General features: G+C 73.5%; 18 protein-coding genes. 12 read left to right on the top strand and 6 right to left on the bottom strand.

Annotated elements, in window-relative coordinates; genetic code table 11:
• Both AB0C12_RS32790 and AB0C12_RS32785 read right to left on the bottom strand, forming a co-directional pair.
• Positions 1 to 206, bottom strand: a 206-nt coding sequence (locus tag AB0C12_RS32790; RefSeq protein ID WP_360553740.1) for an ATP-binding cassette domain-containing protein, incomplete at its 3' end; no start/stop codon positions are given.
• 147 nt (positions 207 to 353) lie between these two features.
• Positions 354 to 1,457, bottom strand: a complete 1,104-nt coding sequence (locus AB0C12_RS32785; protein WP_360553739.1) for a substrate-binding domain-containing protein — start codon at positions 1,455 to 1,457, stop codon at positions 354 to 356.
• Between the two features lie 667 nt (positions 1,458 to 2,124).
• On the opposite strand from AB0C12_RS32785, the gene AB0C12_RS32780 reads away from it, so the two are divergent.
• From AB0C12_RS32780 to AB0C12_RS32735, 10 genes are read left to right on the top strand one after another with little or no spacing between them, the layout of a single operon-like run.
• Positions 2,125 to 2,880: a methyltransferase domain-containing protein gene (locus AB0C12_RS32780; protein WP_360553738.1), complete on the top strand. Its 756-nt coding sequence runs from the start codon at positions 2,125 to 2,127 to the stop codon at positions 2,878 to 2,880.
• A 39-nt stretch (positions 2,881 to 2,919) separates the two neighbouring features.
• Complete coding sequence (locus AB0C12_RS32775) at positions 2,920 to 4,419, top strand: FAD-binding oxidoreductase (protein WP_360553737.1); 1,500 nt, start codon at positions 2,920 to 2,922, stop codon at positions 4,417 to 4,419.
• 43 nt (positions 4,420 to 4,462) lie between these two features.
• On the top strand, positions 4,463 to 4,819 hold the full coding sequence (locus AB0C12_RS32770; protein WP_360553736.1) for a PRC-barrel domain-containing protein: 357 nt from the start codon (positions 4,463 to 4,465) through the stop codon (positions 4,817 to 4,819).
• Positions 4,820 to 4,857: 38 nt separating this feature from the next.
• A complete protein-coding gene (locus AB0C12_RS32765) occupies positions 4,858 to 5,952 on the top strand; it encodes an ATP-binding protein (protein ID WP_360553735.1) in 1,095 nt (364 codons plus the stop codon).
• Positions 5,949 to 6,608 carry a response regulator transcription factor gene (locus AB0C12_RS32760; RefSeq protein WP_360553734.1) on the top strand — a complete coding sequence of 220 codons (660 nt, stop codon included), beginning with the start codon at positions 5,949 to 5,951 and terminating at the stop codon, positions 6,606 to 6,608. The genes AB0C12_RS32765 and AB0C12_RS32760 overlap by 4 nt, the downstream gene beginning before the upstream one ends.
• A 54-nt stretch (positions 6,609 to 6,662) precedes the next feature.
• Positions 6,663 to 7,370 (top strand): ATP-binding cassette domain-containing protein, encoded by a 708-nt coding sequence (locus AB0C12_RS32755; RefSeq protein WP_360553733.1) that lies wholly within the window; start codon positions 6,663 to 6,665, stop codon positions 7,368 to 7,370.
• Entirely contained in the window at positions 7,367 to 8,155 is a 789-nt protein-coding gene (locus AB0C12_RS32750; RefSeq protein ID WP_360553732.1) for a hypothetical protein, read from the top strand. The genes AB0C12_RS32755 and AB0C12_RS32750 overlap by 4 nt, the downstream gene beginning before the upstream one ends.
• Positions 8,152 to 8,547, top strand: coding sequence for a hypothetical protein (locus AB0C12_RS32745; RefSeq protein ID WP_360553731.1), 396 nt, complete (start codon positions 8,152 to 8,154; stop codon positions 8,545 to 8,547). The genes AB0C12_RS32750 and AB0C12_RS32745 overlap by 4 nt, the downstream gene beginning before the upstream one ends.
• On the top strand, positions 8,544 to 8,837 hold the full coding sequence (locus tag AB0C12_RS32740) for a hypothetical protein (protein WP_360553730.1): 294 nt from the start codon (positions 8,544 to 8,546) through the stop codon (positions 8,835 to 8,837). Before AB0C12_RS32745 ends, AB0C12_RS32740 begins: the two co-directional genes overlap by 4 nt.
• Before the next feature lie 9 nt (positions 8,838 to 8,846).
• Positions 8,847 to 9,545, top strand: coding sequence for a hypothetical protein (locus AB0C12_RS32735; RefSeq protein WP_360553729.1), 699 nt, complete (start codon positions 8,847 to 8,849; stop codon positions 9,543 to 9,545).
• On the opposite strand, the gene AB0C12_RS32730 is transcribed toward AB0C12_RS32735, so the two are convergent.
• From AB0C12_RS32730 to AB0C12_RS32715, 4 genes are read right to left on the bottom strand one after another with little or no spacing between them, the layout of a single operon-like run.
• A complete protein-coding gene (locus AB0C12_RS32730; RefSeq protein ID WP_360553728.1) occupies positions 9,538 to 10,623 on the bottom strand; it encodes a hypothetical protein in 1,086 nt (361 codons plus the stop codon). The two genes, AB0C12_RS32735 and AB0C12_RS32730, sit on opposite strands and share 8 nt — an antisense overlap.
• Complete coding sequence (locus AB0C12_RS32725) at positions 10,620 to 12,821, bottom strand: S8 family serine peptidase (protein ID WP_360553727.1); 2,202 nt, start codon at positions 12,819 to 12,821, stop codon at positions 10,620 to 10,622. Before AB0C12_RS32725 ends, AB0C12_RS32730 begins: the two co-directional genes overlap by 4 nt.
• Positions 12,818 to 13,810 (bottom strand): hypothetical protein, encoded by a 993-nt coding sequence (locus AB0C12_RS32720; RefSeq protein WP_360553726.1) that lies wholly within the window; start codon positions 13,808 to 13,810, stop codon positions 12,818 to 12,820. The genes AB0C12_RS32725 and AB0C12_RS32720 overlap by 4 nt, the downstream gene beginning before the upstream one ends.
• Positions 13,811 to 13,842: 32 nt before the next feature.
• On the bottom strand, positions 13,843 to 14,817 hold the full coding sequence (locus AB0C12_RS32715) for a BadF/BadG/BcrA/BcrD ATPase family protein (RefSeq protein ID WP_360553725.1): 975 nt from the start codon (positions 14,815 to 14,817) through the stop codon (positions 13,843 to 13,845).
• 109 nt (positions 14,818 to 14,926) lie between these two features.
• Here AB0C12_RS32715 and AB0C12_RS32710 point away from each other — a divergent pair, with 109 nt between their 5' ends.
• Complete coding sequence (locus AB0C12_RS32710; protein WP_360553724.1) at positions 14,927 to 15,844, top strand: MurR/RpiR family transcriptional regulator; 918 nt, start codon at positions 14,927 to 14,929, stop codon at positions 15,842 to 15,844.
• Positions 15,841 to 16,605 (top strand): SIS domain-containing protein, encoded by a 765-nt coding sequence (locus AB0C12_RS32705; RefSeq protein ID WP_360553723.1) that lies wholly within the window; start codon positions 15,841 to 15,843, stop codon positions 16,603 to 16,605. Before AB0C12_RS32710 ends, AB0C12_RS32705 begins: the two co-directional genes overlap by 4 nt.
• Positions 16,606 to 16,613: the final 8 nt, after the last annotated feature.

Here is a 16,613-nt window from a genome sequence, read left to right as displayed (position 1 = left end):
TGGTTGCCGTCGAAGGTGACGGTGCCGGCGTCGATGGTGTAGATCCCGCTGACGCATTTGACCAGCGTGGACTTTCCGGCACCGTTGTCGCCGACCAGGGCGGTGACCTCGCCGGGGTAGACACTCAGTCCGACATCGTGCAGGACCTGGACGGGACCGAAGCTCTTGTCGATCCCGTTGAGTTCCAGAAGGGGTGTCGCGGCCACGATGGTTCTCCTTCGCTTGGTGACCGGGTTCGTCGTCGTGGCAGCGCCACTGGCGGTGGGCGGGGGCCGACCCGGCTCGGCGCCGCCCACGCCGGTGAGGGCGGGAGCGGCGCCGAGTCGAACGGGACGACCCGCGATCAGCTCAGATCAGCTGATGCCCGCGTCGGTGCAGGCCTTCGCGAAGTCAGCGGTGCACAGCTGCTCCTTGGTGACGAAGCCGTCGGCGATGACGTCCTTGACGTTCGCCTTGGTGATCGACTGCGGGTCCAGCAGCACCGAGGGGACGTCCTTGCCGGACTCCACGTCCTTGGTGACGCCGGTGGCCGTGGTCGGCTTCTGACCCTTGGCCAGCGCGATGGCCAGCTCGGAGGCCGCGTTGGCCTCCTTCTTGATCGCCTTGTAGACGGTCATGCACTGGTCGCCGGTGAGGATGTTCTGCAGGCCCTGCACGGTCGCGTCCTGGCCGGTGACCGGGACCTGGCCGTTGAGCTTGTTCCGCTTGAGCACCGAGATGGCGGCGTTGCCGAGGCCGTCGTTGGCGGCGAGCACACCCTTGATGTCCTTCTTCGAGGTGAGCATCTGCTCGAAGATGGTGCCGGCCTGCGCGTTGTCCCAGTCCGGTACCGCCTGGTCCGGGCCCTTCACGTATTCCTGCGAGTCGTACTTGGGCTTGAGGACCGAGTCGTAGCCCTGCTTGAACAGGGTGGCGTTGTTGTCGGTGGGGGAGCCGTTGAGCTCGGCGACGACCGGCTTGGTGTACTTCTTCTCGGCCAGGCAGTCCACCAGACCCTGACCCTGCAGCTCGCCGACCTTGACGTTGTCGAACGACACGTAGTAGTTCGCGCCGCCGTTGAGCGTCAGCCGGTCGTAGTCGATGGTGGCGATGCCGGCGTTCTTGGCCTTGTCCAGCACGGCCTTGCCGGTGCCGGAGTCCAGGTTGACGATCATCAGGACCTTGACGCCGCTGGAGATCATGCCGTCGGCGATCGTCTGGAACTGGGTCTTGTCGCCCTGGGCGTTCTGGATGTCGGCCTGGATCCCGGCCGCGTCGAACGCCGCCTTCAGGTACGTGAGGTCGGCAGTGGCCCACCGCGCCGAGCTCTTGGTGTCCGGCAGGATGACGCCGACCTTGCCGGTGGACGAGCCGCCGGTGCTGCCGGAGTCGCCACTGCTGCTGTCGTCACCACACGCGGCCATGCTGCCGGTGGCCAGCAGACCTGCCGCGGCCAGGGCGAATAGTCCTTTACGCATACCTTGTGTCCTCTCGGGTGTTCCGGGGCTTCGATCGGCTTCGATGGTGCCAGTGCGCGGGAGAGTCACTCCCGGAGGTGTTCAAGATCAGGAGCGAGTTTGTTGTGCCCGGCAACGTTTTCCCATAACGACCGGTTGCACAAGAGAGTCGGCGGGCGATCTTGAAACACGGGATAACAATCCGGCAACACGGCGGTGATACGAGGATTTCCGAGCTGGGCGGGCGTTGACCGGCGAGGTCGTGGTAATCGCTGGAAACGACACAGAATGGGCCGCCGCACCCGGTCAGGTGTCCGAACTCGACCCATTTAAGGGGAAAGGATCCGGGCCGGCGGACACCGAAACTTCCGAGGGGATGATCTTCCATGACTCCGGACCGATCCGGACGATGGGTCGGTCGTTCGGACGGGTCCTCGATCCTCCGAAGGGGGAGAGGCCCTCCGCAACTTCCGGAGCGGGTTTGAGGTGTACCGGCTGCGGCGGGGGTACACCGGCTCGTTGGCCGATGCGGTGCGCGGTGCGGCGGTGCTATTCCGGATTGTGTGGTGGCGGCCCGGGAATGGACGTGATCAGCGCGAGTGGCCAGTGCTTTTCCCGGAATCCGCGGTCGATATCCTGGTGCGCCGGGCCGGGCAGCAGATGGCCCGGCGACCCCCGGGAGAACAAGATGAACGGTGCCGATCCCGACCGCTGGTCGGCCGTCGCCGAAAGCTGGTCGCAGCTGTGGGGCGAATTCGCCGCGCCGGCCTGGGACGCGGTGCTCACCGCCGCCGCGGTGGGTCCTGATGCCCGCGTCCTCGACGTGGGCTGCGGCGCCGGCGACCTGCTCGCCCACCTCGCCCGCCGCGGGATGTCGGCCGCCGGCATCGACCCGGCGCCCGGCATGGTGGCGTACGCCCGCACCCGCGTGCCCGGGGCCGACCTCCGCGTCGGCACCGCCGACCACCTGCCCTGGCCCGACGCCGGCTTCGACCTGGCGGTCTCGGTGAACGCCCTGCAGTTCGCCGAGGACACCCTCGCCGCGCTGGGCGAGCTGATCCGGGTCACCGTCCCCGCCGGACACGTCGCGGTCGCCAATTGGGCCGAACGGGACCGCAACGACCTGACCGTCATCGAGGACGCCGTGGCCCGGGCCGCCGACGAGGAACCGCTGCCCGACGGTGAGCTGCGGCTACCGGGCGGCCTGGAGGAGCTGTTGCACGACGGCGGTCTCACTCTCGTCGCCGCCGGAATCGTCGAGCTTCCGTGGCGGGCGGCCGACGACGACACGCTCATCCGGGGCGTCCTGCTGGGTGAGGATCCGGCCACCATGGCGGAAACGGCGCCGACCGTGATCGCCGCCGCCCGGCCCTTCCGCACCCCGGACGGCGGTTACGCCCTCGGCAATGCGTTCCGTTATGCGGTCGGCCGGACGGCGCGCTGAGCGCCGGGCTACCCTGCCCGATATGCGACGATTGTCGGCATGCCTCTGTCTCGTCGGACACTGCTGCGCGCCGCCGTCGCGATCCCGGCCACCGGAGCCGGCTGGCCTTCCGCCGGCGGCAGCCGGAAAACCGGCGGCAGCCCGAAGACCGGCGGCGCTACAGGCACCGGCCCGACGGCTCGGGACTGGAAAGCGCTGGCCGCCGGCCTGACGGGAACGGTGGCACTGCCCGGCGCCGCGACCTTCGCCGACGCCCACCGGCTGGTCGACCCGCGCTTCGATGCGGTCCGGCCGCCCGCGGTCGCCCGGTGCGCCACCCCGGCCGACGTGACCGAGGTGATCCGCTTCGCGCGGCGCTTCGGCGTACCGGTGGTGCCGCGCGGCGGTGGCCACTCCTATGTGGGCGCGTCGACCAGCCGGACCGGCGTGGTCCTCGACCTGCGTGGCATCCGCGCGATCGGCTACGACGCGGGCAGCCGCACCGCGACGATCGGCGGCGGCGCCCGGCTCATCGACGTCTACGACCAGCTCGACGCCCACGGCGTCTCGATCCCCTCGGGTTCGTGCGGGACCGTCGGCATCGGCGGGATCACGCTGGGCGGAGGCATCGGGATGGCGGCTTCCGCGTACGGGATGACCTGCGACGCGGTGCTCGCCGCCGAGCTGGCCACCGCCGACGGCCGGCTCCGCACCGTGCACGCCGGTCGGGAGCCGGAGCTGTTCTGGGCGCTGCGCGGAGGCGGAGGCGGCAGTCTCGGGGTCGTCACCACCTGGCGGATGCGCACCTACCCGGCGGCCCCGGCCGGCACCTTCGTGCTGACCTATCCGTGGAGTGCGGCGGCCGAGGTCGCAGCCGGCTGGCAGGCGCGGCTGTCCCGGGCGCCCGACGAGACCTGGTCGTCCTGCCAGTTCGCCGCCGACGCGCGCGGTGCCCGCAGCGTACGGATCGCCGGTGTGCTGCTCGGCGGGGCCGCGGACGCCGAGGTGGCGGCGATCGTCCGGGCGATCGGCCGGGAGCCGGCCACGGTACGCGTCGAGCAGCTCCCGCACCGCACCGTCGTGCACAACCGCGGGGGCTGCGACGACGCCGGTGACTGCGGCCCGCGCGCCACCGAGCTGGTCGGCAGCGACGTCTTCCCGCGGGTCCTGCCGCCCGCTGCCGTCGCCGCCCTGCTGGCGAGCGTGGAACGCCGGTCCAGGACCCGCCGCCCGGGCATCGCCAAGCTCAAACGGATGACCGGCGCCCAGGGCCGGGTGGCTCCCGGCGCGACCGCTTTCCCCTGGCGTGGCGTGCACACGATGCTGCAGTGGCTGGTCCAGCCCGCGACCGGTGACCCGGCCACGGTCCGCGACGCCTACGCCTGGATCGACGACGGCCACCGGGCGGTGGCCCGCTGGTCGGCCGGCCGCTACGTGAACTACCTCGAACCGGATCCGGCCCGGGTGCCGCGGTATCACGGCGCCAACCTGGCCCGGCTGCGGCGGATCCGCGCCGCCGCCGACCCGGACCGGTTGTTCCGCTCGCCGTACGCCGTCTGAGGGCCCGCCGTTTCGGGCCTGACCAGCAGGGAACCACAGCAGCATGTTCCCCGCTGAGAATCTGCGCGACTGGCGCGGCGAGAAAGTCATCGACCCCGACGGCTCCAAGATCGGCGAGCTGGAGGCGGTCTACGTCGACACGGCGACCGACCAACCGGCGTTCGCGACCGTGCGGACCGGCATGATCGGCCGTCACCGGCTCACCTTCGTGCCGCTCGACGGGGCCACCGTGAGCCCGAGCGCCGTCCGGGTGCGCTACGACAAGAAGGTCGTCAGCGACGCGCCCACCATCGACCTCGACGGTGAGCTGGCCGCCGGCGACGAGCCCGGCGTCTTCGCCCATTACAACCTGCCGTACCAGCCGGGGGCCGCGGGGGAGCGCCGCCTGGCCCGCCGCTGATTGCCGACCGGACGGGCCGGGCCCAGTAGGGTGCGAACGTGCGTCGCAGCCTTTCCGCCGGCCCCTCCGGTGGCGTGCGGCTGGTGCCGGACGTCCTCGCCGCGGCCGTCGTCGTCCTGGTGTTCTGGGCGCCGCCGACCCTCGACACCGCGAGCCCGGCCGGCCGGACCGCGGGCTGGGCCCTCGCGGCGATCACCGGCCTGGCCATGGTCTCCCGGCGGCGGACCCCCGGCGCGGCGACCGTGGCCGCGGCGATCGCCACCGTCACCGGCAACGCCCTGGGCGTGTGCCAGGACCCGATGCTGGCGGTGGCCTGGTGCCTGTATCCGCTGGCCGTCGCGCGCGCCTCGCGCACCAGGCTGCCCGTCCTCGTGCTGGCCTGCGTCGCGCTCAGCCTCGCCGCCGTGACCGGCGTCCCGTCCAGCGACATGACCGGGCTCGGGCAGCGGGCCGTCGTGGCCGTCGCCGCGGTCAGCGTCGCCTGGCTGCTCGGCACCATGGTCGGCCGGGGCATCGCCGCCACCAGGGAGGCGGAGCGCGCCCGCGTCCAGCTCGAGGTGGCCCGCGACGTGCACGACGTGGTCGGCCACGCGCTCGGCGTGATCAGTGCCGAGGCCGGCGTGACCCGGGGCCTGGCCGACGCCGGGGAGCAGGAGCTGCGGGACTCCCTGGCCGGCATCGAACTGCACGCGCGGCGGGCCCTCGAAGAAGTGCAGGTGCTGGTCCGGGGACTGCGTTCAGCGCCCCCGCCGGTCACCCGGCTGTCCTCGGTCGTCGACACCACGCGCGCCGCCGGCGTCGACGTCCGCGCCCGCATCACCGTCGACGAGCAGGTCGAGGACGCCGTCGGAGCCGTCGTGCTGCGGATCGTGCAGGAGTCGCTGAGCAACGTGGTGCGGCACGCGGCGGGCGCGCCCTGCACGGTGGACGTGCACGAGACGGGCGGGGCGGTCGTCGTCCGGGTCCGGGACCGGGGGCCGGGCGCCGCCGGACGCGAGCACACCGGCTTCGGCCTGGCCGGGATGAGCGAACGGGCCCAGCTCGTCGGCGGCTCCGTCACCTGGGGCGACCATCCGGGCGGCGGCTTCGAGGTCAGCGCGCGCCTGCCCGTCCGGCGAGGTGGTGGCCGGTGACCGCGGCCATCAGCGTGTTCCTGGCCGATGACGACGACCGGTTCCGCGGCGTCTACCGCAAGCTGTTCGACCGGACGCCCGGCTTCCGGGTCGCCGGCGAGGCGGCGGACGGCGGGACCGCGGCCCGGCTCGTCGGCGCGCTGAAACCGGCGGTCGCCCTGCTCGACGTGCAGATGCCCGGCGTGAGCGGACTGGAGGCCGCCCGCCGCCTGCTGCCGGACACGACCACCAAGGTCATCATGCTGACCACCTTCGACCTCGACGAGTACGTCCACGAGGCCCTCACCCTCGGGGCCTCCGGCTTCCTGCTCAAGAACGCGTCCCCGCCCGAGGTCCTGCACGCCGTACGCACCGTCCACGCCGGCCACGCGATGCTGGCCCCGGAGATCACCGCCCGGCTGATGCGGCAGTTCGCGCCGCGCCGGCCCGAGCGGCGGCACGCGTTCGCCGGCCAGGTGTTGTCCGCCCGCGAGACCGAGGTCATCCGGTACGTCGCCCGGGGCTACTCCAACCAGCAGATCGCCGACGAGCTGATGCTGAGCGTGGAGACGGTCCGCACGTACCTGCGCCGGATGTTCGCCAAGCTCGACGTGAACGACCGCACCCACCTCGCGGTGCTGGCGTACGAGGCGGGCCTGCTGCACGAACCTCGTTAGGTGTCTACTTCCGGGTGACGCGGGCGGGTGACCGCGCGTCGCAGGCTGGTGTCCGTGATCGACATCGCTCATCTCAGCAAACGCCACGGCGGCCGGACGGCCGTCGACGACGTCAGCTTCATCGCACGGCCCGGCCGGGTCACCGGTTTTCTCGGCCCCAACGGTGCCGGCAAGTCCAGCACCCTGCGGATCCTGCTGGGCCTGGACGCGCCGGGCGGCGGCACCGCGACGATCCACGGCCGGCGCTACCGCGACCTCGACCATCCCTTACGGACGGTCGGCGCGCTGCTCGACGGGGCCGGGCCGGTGCCGGAGCGCCGGGCCGTCGACCACCTCACCTGGATCGCCCGGTCGAACCGCATCCCCCGGGCCCGGGTGGGTGCGGTTCTCGAGCTCGTCGGCCTGGCCGAGGTGGCCGGGCAGCGGGTGAAGCGGTACTCGCTCGGGATGGGTCAGCGGCTCGGCATCGCCGCGGCCCTGCTCGGTGAGCCGGATGTGCTGGTGCTCGACGAGCCGGTGAACGGGCTGGATCCGGAGGGGATCCGCTGGGTGCGGCAGCTGTTGCGGGACTACGCGGCGTCCGGGCGTACCGTGCTGCTGTCCAGCCACCTGATGGCCGAGACGGCCGGGACCGCCGACGACCTGGTGGTCATCAACCGGGGCCGGATCGCCGGGCGGGGTTCGGTCGCCGAGGTCACCGCGGGCCATCCGTCGCTGGAGGCGGCGTTCTTCGCCCTGACCGGCGAACGGACCGCGGCATGAGAGCGGCAGTCCGCGCGGAACTGGTCAAGATCACCACTCTGCGCACCGGCTGGCTCGTGCTGGGCGCCGTCCTCGCCCTCCAGGTGCTGGTGGAGGTGCAGGTGGTGGGCCTCACCGCCGACGCGGTGGCCCAGGTGACGCCGGACGGATCCATCGAGATCTTCCTCGGCCGGCGCGAACCCGCCCGCGCGGCCCTGCTCGAGGGCATCCGCGCGTCGTCGCTGCAGATCAGCGTGTTCCTGCCGGCACTGGCCGCGGTGCTCGCCGGGCAGGAGTTCCGCGGCGGGCAGCTCGGGCTGACGGTGCTCGCCGTGCCCCGCCGGGGCCGGTTGCTCGTGGCCAAGCTCCTGGCCGCGGCCGCGTACCTCACCCTGGCGGCGGTGCTGATCGCCACGATCAGCACGGTGTTCAGCTACCTGGGCGTCAAGGACCGGTTCCCCGGGCTGCCGGTCAGCGCCGACGCGGTCGGGGGCCAGGCCAGGTTCATCCTGTACGCGGTGCTGCTCGGCCTGAGCACGTACGCGATCGCCGTCATCGCCCGCAGCACCCTGGTGGCCATCGGGGTCAGCCTCGCGCTGATCACCGTGACGATGACCCAGGTGCTGGCCGGCGCGCCCGGCCTGGACGCGCTCCTGCCGGTCAGCGCCGGCCGCAACCTGCTGCTCAACCCCGCGACCGGCGACCTGACGTCGAGCCCGCCGCAGGCCGTGCTGGTGCTGGTGGGCTGGGCGCTGGTGACCGCGCTGCTGGCCGGGGTCACCCTCGTACGGCGGGACGCCCGGTGACCGCCCTGCTCGCGGCCGAGCTGGCCAAGATCCGTACCCTGCCGGCGGTCTGGATCGCCCTCACCGCCGCGCTCGCCGCGAACGGTGGGCTCGGCGTCCTCGCCGCGTCGGACGCCGTCCGCGTCGCCGGTCCGGACGGCCCGGTCCCGGTCGCCCGGCTGGGCGCCCCGTTGCTGGCCCCGGTCTACGTCTTCGTCGCGATCGCGGTCTGCGCCGCCGGCAGCGAGTTCCGTGGCGGGCAGGTCCGGGTCAGCCTGCTCGCCGTGCCGCGCCGGACCCGGCTGTTCGCCGCCAAGTCCGCGGTGTGCGCTCTGGTCAGTGTGCTCGCGGCCGTGCTGGTGGTGCTGCCGTCCCGCGTGTCGCCGCGGGCCCCGGCCTGGCCGAACTGGTGACCGCGTACCTGTTGCTCGCGCTGGTCGGCTACGGCTTCGCGGTCATCGTGCGGACCGTCGTGACCCCGCTCGCCGTGCTGTCCGTCGCCGCCCTGCTGGTGGCCCCGATGCTTCGCGACGTCGTTCCGGTCCTGGTGAAGTACCTGCCGCATGACGCGGCGCTCAGCCTCGTGGGCCTGCCCGGCGGCCCGGCCGCCCTGGGCCCGGCCGGCGGCCTGCTCACCCTGTCGTGCTGGGCCGCGGGGTGCGTCGCTGCCGCCTGGCTGGTCTTCGTCCGCCGCGACGCTTGAGGAGCTGTGTTGTCGAAACGGCTTGTGGTCGTCGCGCTCGCCGCCGTCCTGGTGGCCGCCGTGGCCGCGCTCGTGGTGCTCTACCCGATCGCTGTCGCGGCCACCTGTCCCGGCTGCTACGGGCTGCGTCAGGCCGCCCCGGACGTCTACGTCGACGACGGCGCGACGCCCCGACAGCGGCGCCAGGTGGTGGACCTGATCGCGGCGGCGAGGCAGCGGGTCGGCGACTACCTCGGTCCGATGCGCAGCAGCCCCCGCGTCCTGGTCTGCCTCAGCGCCGAGTGCTACGAGCACATCGGCGGTGGCGGCGAGAAGGGACAGGCCCTGCGGGACCGTGCGCTGGCGCTGTCCCCGGACGGCGCCGACGTGGTGATCGCCAGCCACGAGCTGACCCACGCGGAGCTGTACCGGCGGCTCGGCTCCCGCTACGACCAGGTGCCGCGCTGGTTCCACGAGGGCATCGCGGTGCTGGTCTCGGACGATCCCCGCTACCTGACCGCGAAGCCGCCGGGCGAGCGCTGCCCGATCGACCACGCCCGGGCGCTGGCGGCCATCCGCGCCGGCGCGGCGCCCTCGACGGATTTCTACCGCGACAGTGCCTGCGTGGTGGACCGCTGGGTCGCCGCGCACGGCGGTGCCGACGCCGTGCTGGACCTCGTCGCTCGCCTGCGAGCCGGCGAGTCCTTCGCCGCCGTCGTGGTCACTTAGCCGCTCGCAGCAGGCGGCGCAGGTTGGCGATGATCTCGGTCTCGTGCTCGGCCAGGATCGGGATGGTGGCGTCGACCAGCTGGAAGATGTCCGGCCCCTCCAGCTCGGTCAGGGTCCGGCGCAGGGTGGCGGCCCGGGCGTCGGACGGCGGATGGTCCGCGACGATCGCCGCGCCGCCGAGCTCCGGCACCTCGTCGCGCACGCGGTTCAGCAGGTGGTCGACCGCGAAGAACAGGAACGTCCCGGTGACCGCGACGGACTTGCGCAACAGCGGGCTCTGCTCCTGCTCGTCGTACTCCAGGGCTTTCAGGGCGAGCAGCATCCCGATCTCGTCCGCCTCGAACTCCTGGTCGTGACTCTTGCGCAGCCACTCGGCACCGCTCGGGCGCCGGCCGGTACGGGTGAGGTGCCCGGCCAGGAAGTGGCCGTACTCGTGGGCCACGGCGAAGGTCTCCGCGGCGCCGGCGTAGAGGTAACTCAGGGCGCCGCGGGTGGTGCCGTCGACCTCCTGCTTGCCGCCGCGGCCGGGATCCGTGTGCAACAGGTACGCCGCCAGCGAGCTGACCAGGTTCTCGTCCGCGTGCCGCCGGCGGCGTTCCATGGCCGGTGTGGTCGGCTGGACGTCGTAGCCCCCGTCCGGGCGCCGCTCGGCCACCCGCACCCTGGTGTTGAGCGCGAGGGCCACCTCGACGAGCAGGTAGTGCAGGCCGGTGTTGATCAGCAGCAGCGTGCCGTGGCGCGCGGCGAGCGCTTCGGCGTTGAACGACCGGTGGGGGTACTCGCCGACGTACACCGGGCCGGGCAGCTCCCCGCTGAGCTCACGGATCGCCCGCTCGATCCGCGCCGAGGTGGCGGCGTAGCGGTCCCGCGGTCCGCCGCCGCGCGGCTCGGGCGGCTCGGGCGGCAGCAGATTCCGTTCGCCGTAGTCGGCCGCCGATCGCTGCGCCTGCTCCGTGATCCGGGCGATCAGGAGCGCTTCCTCCGCCGGCGTGGCGGTCCGCCCGACGAGGTGCTCCAGGCCCTGGGCCCGCAGCAGCTCACGGTACTCGGCGGCCAGCGCCGCGCGCGCCGCGCTCACGGCTGCCCCTGCCATCCGGCGCCGGGCACGTCGGTCGGCCCGCCGGTCACGGCCACCGCGAAGTCCTGCGGCCCGAAGAGCAGCTCCGACACGGCGGTCACCTCGATCGAGTAGTCGCCCGGCCCGGCCCGGTCGAGGCGGACGATCTGCACGTTGTTGGCGGTGTCGGCGGTCGCGTAGGCGGTGCGGCGCTGCTCGTTGCCGGACCAGCGGCGCCCGTCCGCCCGGTGCACCACGACCAGGCTGAGCGCGTGCTGGATGCCGCGCCCGGGCGGATCGGTCCACGTCAGACACACGCGCAGCGGGCCCGGATCGGTGCGGTGCAGCGTCAGCCGGACGGTCTGCCCGAGCCGGTCCAGCGGCCGGCTGGGGGAGGCGGCCGCCCAGGTGTCGGCGTAGATCGCGGGCCGGGCGCCGGCCAGGTCGAGCAGGCCGAAGCCCTGGTGGCAGTTGGGCGGGTACGGGTGCTGCGCCGCCGCGTCCCGCCCGCCGAGCCAGCGGGTGCCGTTGAGCAGTGCCGCCTTGAGCAGGGCGGCGCTCGGCTCGTGAGCGTGGGCGGTGAACCACTCCCGGACCAGGGCCGCGGCTCCGGCGACGAGCGGCGCGGCCATGCTGGTGCCGCCCAGTACCGCGTAGTTGTCGTCCCAGTCCCGCCAGAAGGAGCGGTCCGGGGCCAGCGCGGACCGGGTGGACACGACGCAGGTGCCCGGGGCCACCAGGTCCGGCTTGATCCGGTCGTGCTCCTGGCACGGTCCCCGGCTGCTGAACGCGGCCAGCGAGTCCGGGTCACCGCCGAGCCGCTCGTCGCCGATCGGGGCGTCCGGGAAACCGGCCGGGGACCACTCCCGCCAGGTCAGATCGGGCACGCCCCGGGTGCTGCGGCTCGCGCCGACGGTCAGGGCGTTCTTGGCGGTGGCCGGCGCGGTCACCGAGAAGAGGTCGACGAAGCCGGGCGGCACGTGCCGGGGAGCCACGGCCTGGCCGGCATTGCCCGCGGCGACGACGACGAGCATGTCGGGGTGCTCGCTGACGAACTCGTCGATCTCCAGCGAGCTCATCCGGTAGACCGAGCCGGCCTCCGCACCCCAGCTGTTGTTGTGGATCCGGGCGCCCGCGGCGTAGGCCTCGCCCAGCAGGTCGTTGAGGTCGACGGGCAGGCCGGAGAGCCGGCCGGCGGCGTCCAGCACGGACTGGAAGAAGACCGACGCGCCGGGCGCCGCGCCGCGGAACGTGCCACCCGAGGCGGACCCGTCCCCGGCGAGGGTGCCGGCCACATGGGTGCCGTGGCCGTGCGGATCGCTGGCGTCGTTCGGCCGGCCCCGCGCGACGACCCGCAGCAGGCGGCCCTTGAGGTCGGGGTGCCGGCTGTCGACGCCGGTGTCCGCGATCGCGACGACCTGGCCGCGCCCGGTCAGCCCGGCCAGGGCGGGAACGGTCGCGCGCAGGCCGACGATGCGCTGCGCGTGGTCGTTGGCCAGCTCCGGGGCGACGTAGAGGTCGACGGCCGCCACGTCCTGCCGCCGGGCCAGCTCGACCAGGGCGGGATCACCGAAGCGGCACCGGAAGCGCACCTTGCGGCGCCCGGCGCCGTCCTCCGGCCAGCCCTGCCGGGCCAGCCAGGCGCGGATCGCCGGCAGGTCCGGCGCGCGGTGGGCGAGCACCTCGTAGCGCACGGGACGGGCCCCGGGCAGTTGCCCGCCGGGGGACACCACGTTGCCGGCGTCGGCGGTGTCGCTGAGCCGGTACGGCCGCACGTCCAGCACGAACTCCAGCGCCGCCACCGCGGCCCCGCGCCCACCCGGGATCCGGGTCACATAGAGCTGGTCCGCGACCCGCTCGAGCACGGCGGCGTCGAACGCGGCCAGCTCGTCGCGCCAGGACCGGGGTGGCACCGGCACCGTCCGCAGCAGGACGGTCTCGCCGTACCCGGGCTGCTCGGCCTTCGGGGTGTCGTCGAGGTCAGGAAGGGTGAGCGAGCCGAGCATGGCGTACCGCGACGGCGGTGCGAGCGGCGGGACCGGCCCGGCGGCGGGGTCTCCGACGGAGTGGATGATCAGTCCGAGCCGGCGTAACTCCGGCAGGTTCCGCTCGTCGGTGGCGCCCGAGACCACGTCACCGCGTACGGCGGTGCCGGCCAGCAGAGCGAGCACGGCGTCCCGGTCGCTGCCGCCGGCCAGGTGCCCGACCACCGAGATCACGAGCGGCGGCCGAAGAAGCGCCGGGCCGGAGCCGGCAGCACCCGCAGTCGTTGCGCCGCCCGGGTGGCCACCTCGGGCACCGAGGACTTCGCGGCGAGCCGGTAGAAGCGGCGCGACTTCGTCACGTCCCCGGCCTGCTCCCAGTACCAGCCCAGGTTGTGCGCGGCGAACGCCCGGCTGCGGTCGTCGGTGGCCCTGTCGTACGCGAACTCCCACAGCCGGCGGGCTTCGGCCTGGTGGCCGGCCTCGTCCTCCAGCATGCCGAGGTTGATCGCGCCCTCGACGGCGAACTCGGGGATGCCGAGGTCGATGGCGAGCTGGAAGGCCGCGTGGGCACCGGTCAGGTCGCCCAGCTCCTTGCGGACGTTGCCGAGCTGCCGGGCGGCGGCCGAGCGGAACACCGGATCGGCGCCGGCCTGCTCGGTGGCGTCGCGCAGCGCTGCCTCCGCCCGGCCCGGCTCGCCCAGCTCGATCAGGGACAGGCCGAGGTGCAGGCGTACGGCCGCCACCTCGCTGGGCGTCTTGGCCACCGGCGCGGCCCGCTCCAGCCAGAGCACCGCCTTGGCGTGCTCGCCGTGCTGGTGCGCATCGATCCCGATCTGCGCGGCGAGCAGGGTGGTCAGGGCCCGGCTGATCAGCTCGTGCTCGGCCTTGCGGGCCGACGTGGCCTGCCCGTACATCGTGTCGCGCAGGGAACTGGCGAAAGCGCCGCGCGTGAACTGCCGGCCCGGGCCGTCGCCGCCGAACCCGGCGAAGTCGGCGGTCGGCCGCAGCACGTTGCCCCAGGGACCGGAGCCGTCGGCGGCCGCGTCGACGTGCTCGCGCGGGGCGACCAGCTGCAGGTCCTCCTCGGTGCGCGGCCGGTCACCGCACACCGGGCACGGCTTGCCGACGCAACGGGCCTTGAGCGCCTGGTATTCGTCCGGGCCCAGCACCACCTGGTGGTGGACACAGTGGCCGCACCGGTGCGACAGCACGAAGATGTTCAACGACGCCTCCCAGGCGGGCGGACACAGCCACCCTACGACGCGGGCGTATCCCTGTGTACCCGAGAAGTTCCGGTGTGTGAGAGGGCTGGCAGCATGCGGCCATGCAGCCGGCCGGCCGCCTGGTCGTCCAGCTCGGACACCTCGCGCAGGGCCAGCCAGGCGGCGCCCGCGGCGGGATCGTGCGAGGTGGCGACCGGGCCGGGCAGAGCCGCGAGCACGGCCTCGCGGACGGGAGTGTCGCCGGTGAGCAGGCCGCCGGCCAGCACGACCGGGCCGTCGAGGGGCCCCAGCTCGCCCAGGGTGGCGACCAGCCGGGTGCCGGCCTCGGTGGTCAGCCGTACGGCGAGGGGGTCGCCGGCCCGGGCGGCGGCGCAGACCACCGGAGCGAGCGCGGCGAACGCCGAGGGCGGCTGGCGTCCGGCCCAGTGCACGAGCTGATCGCACGAGACCACCGCGGCGTGGGTCGCCACGGCGGCAGCGAGCCCGCGCGGTGCTGAAGCCGGCCACGTGCGGGCCACCGCCCGGACGGCGTGCAGGCCCAGCCACAGGCCCGAGCCCTCGTCGCCGAGCAGCCAGCCGAGTCCGTCCGCCGTGCCTGTGACCCGGCGGCTCTCCAGGCGGGCCGCCACCGCGCCGGTGCCCGCGATGAGCACCGCGCCGGAGGGTGCCGGGGTGCCCGCGGCGAACGCCGTGACCGCGTCCCCGACGACGGTGACCGGGCAGGTCAGACCGGTTGCCCGCCACTGCTCGGCGAACGCCTCCGCCACCCGGGGATCCGCCAGGGCGCTGCGACCGGCGACCCCCACGACTCCCGCGATCACCGTTGCCGGGTCGTGGCCGCGCAGGGCTGTGCGGACCGCCGTACCGATGGCCCGGGCGGCCTGGGGTCCGGCCGCCGCGGGGTTGCCCGGGCCGGCCGACCCTCGGCCCAGCACCGCGCCCCGCGTGGTCGCGACCACGGCGCGCGACGCCGTCCCGCCGGCGTCGACTCCCAGCACCAGTTTCACGCATCGCATCGAAACATAGAAAGTTTTTGTTGACCAGAAGCCATAGTGGTCGTAATTTTCATCGACACAGGACAACTATGAAAACGAGGATCAGCACAATGAGGATCGGGTGACGGGCGAGAGCGGCGGCCTCCTGGTGCGGCTGCGCATCGAGGGACCGAGCATGCCGGAGGCGCTGGCGAAGATCGCCGAGACCATCCTGGCCGATCCGGAGACGGCGGCCCACGCGAGCATCGTGGACCTGGCCGAGCGGTCCGGCACCTCGACCGCCACGGTCACCCGGTTCAGCCGGGCGCTGGGTTTCAAGGGCTACGCGAACCTGCGGGTCGCCGTGGCCACCGAGACCGGCCGGGCCGAGCAGGCCCGCTGGGAGACCGACATCAGCGGCGACATCAACCCCGGCGACCAGCTCGACAAGGTGCTGGACATGATCACCGCCGCGGACACCCGGGCCATCCAGGCCACGGCGTCCGGATTGGACACCGCGGCGATCGAGCGGGTCGCGGCGGCGATCGCCACCGCCGGACGGGTGGAGATCTTCGGGCTGGGCAGCAGCGGTACGGCGGGCAGCGAGATGGCCTTCCGGCTGGAGCGCATCCGCGTCCCGGTGCGGTACCGCGCCGACACCCACACCGCCCTGACCAACGCCGCGCTGCTCGGCCCCGGTGACGTGGCGATCGCCCTGTCGCACTCCGGCCGCACCCGCGAGGCCATCGAGACCCTGGCCGAGGCGGCCGACCACGGGGCGCTGACCGTCGCGGTGACCTCGTTCGCCCGTTCGCCGCTGGCCGAGGTCGCCGACGTCGCGTTCGTGACCTCGGTGCACGAGACCACCTTCCGGCTGGCGGCGCTGTCCGCCCTGCACTCGCAGCTGCTGATCCTCGACCTCATCTACGTCGCCGTGGCCCAGCGCACCTACGAGCGCACCGCCGAGGCCCTCGAGCTGACCGTGCGGGCCGTCGACGCCCACCGGGTGCCCGAGCCCCACGCCAACCGCAAGCGAGCACGGAGGGACAAGCCGCTGTGAAGATCACAAGTGCCGCCTACGCCGAGGTCATCGCCGAGGCCATCACCCGGGTCGGGAGCAGTCAGCGTGACGCGGTGGCCCGGGCCGCCGACCTGCTGACCGCGACCCTGCGCGCCGGCGGGGTGATCCAGGCCTTCGGGTGCGGACACTCCGAGGCGCTGGCCATGGAGATCGCCGGCCGGGCGGGTGGCCTGGTGCCGACCAACAAGATCGCGCTGCGCGACATCGTCCTGTACGGCGGCGAACCCGCCGCGGTACTCACCGATCCGCAGCTGGAGCGCACGCCCAGCGTCGCCCACCGGCTCTACGACCTGGCCCCGATCAAGCCCGACGACACCTTCGTCATCGCCTCCAACTCCGGCGTCAACGGCGCCGTGGTGGAGATGGCGCAGCTGGTCAAGCAGCGCGGGCACGCGCTGATCGCGATCACCTCGCTGGCGCACTCGGCGCGGGTGGACTCGCGGCACGACAGCGGGCTCAAACTGACCGATCTCGCCGACGTCGTGCTCGACAACGGCGCCCCCTACGGCGACGCCGCGCTGCCCTACAGCGCCGGCGCCGGAATCGCCGGGGCGGTGGGTGCCGTCTCCTCGATCACCGCCGCCCTGCTGGCCCAGCAGCTGGTCACCGAGGTGGTGGCCCGGCTGCTGGCGCTCGGCATCACCCCGCCGGTCTATCTCTCCGACAACGTGCCGGGCGGGCGGGAGCACAACAAGGAGCTCGAAGCGCGGTACGCCGGGCGCATCCGGCGTACCGCTTAGGGAAGAAG

Origin of the sequence: Actinoplanes sp. NPDC048967, from assembly GCF_040649415.1 — a bacterium.
GTDB lineage: Bacteria > Actinomycetota > Actinomycetes > Mycobacteriales > Micromonosporaceae > Actinoplanes.
This window is presented reverse-complemented; position numbering and strand designations above follow the sequence as displayed.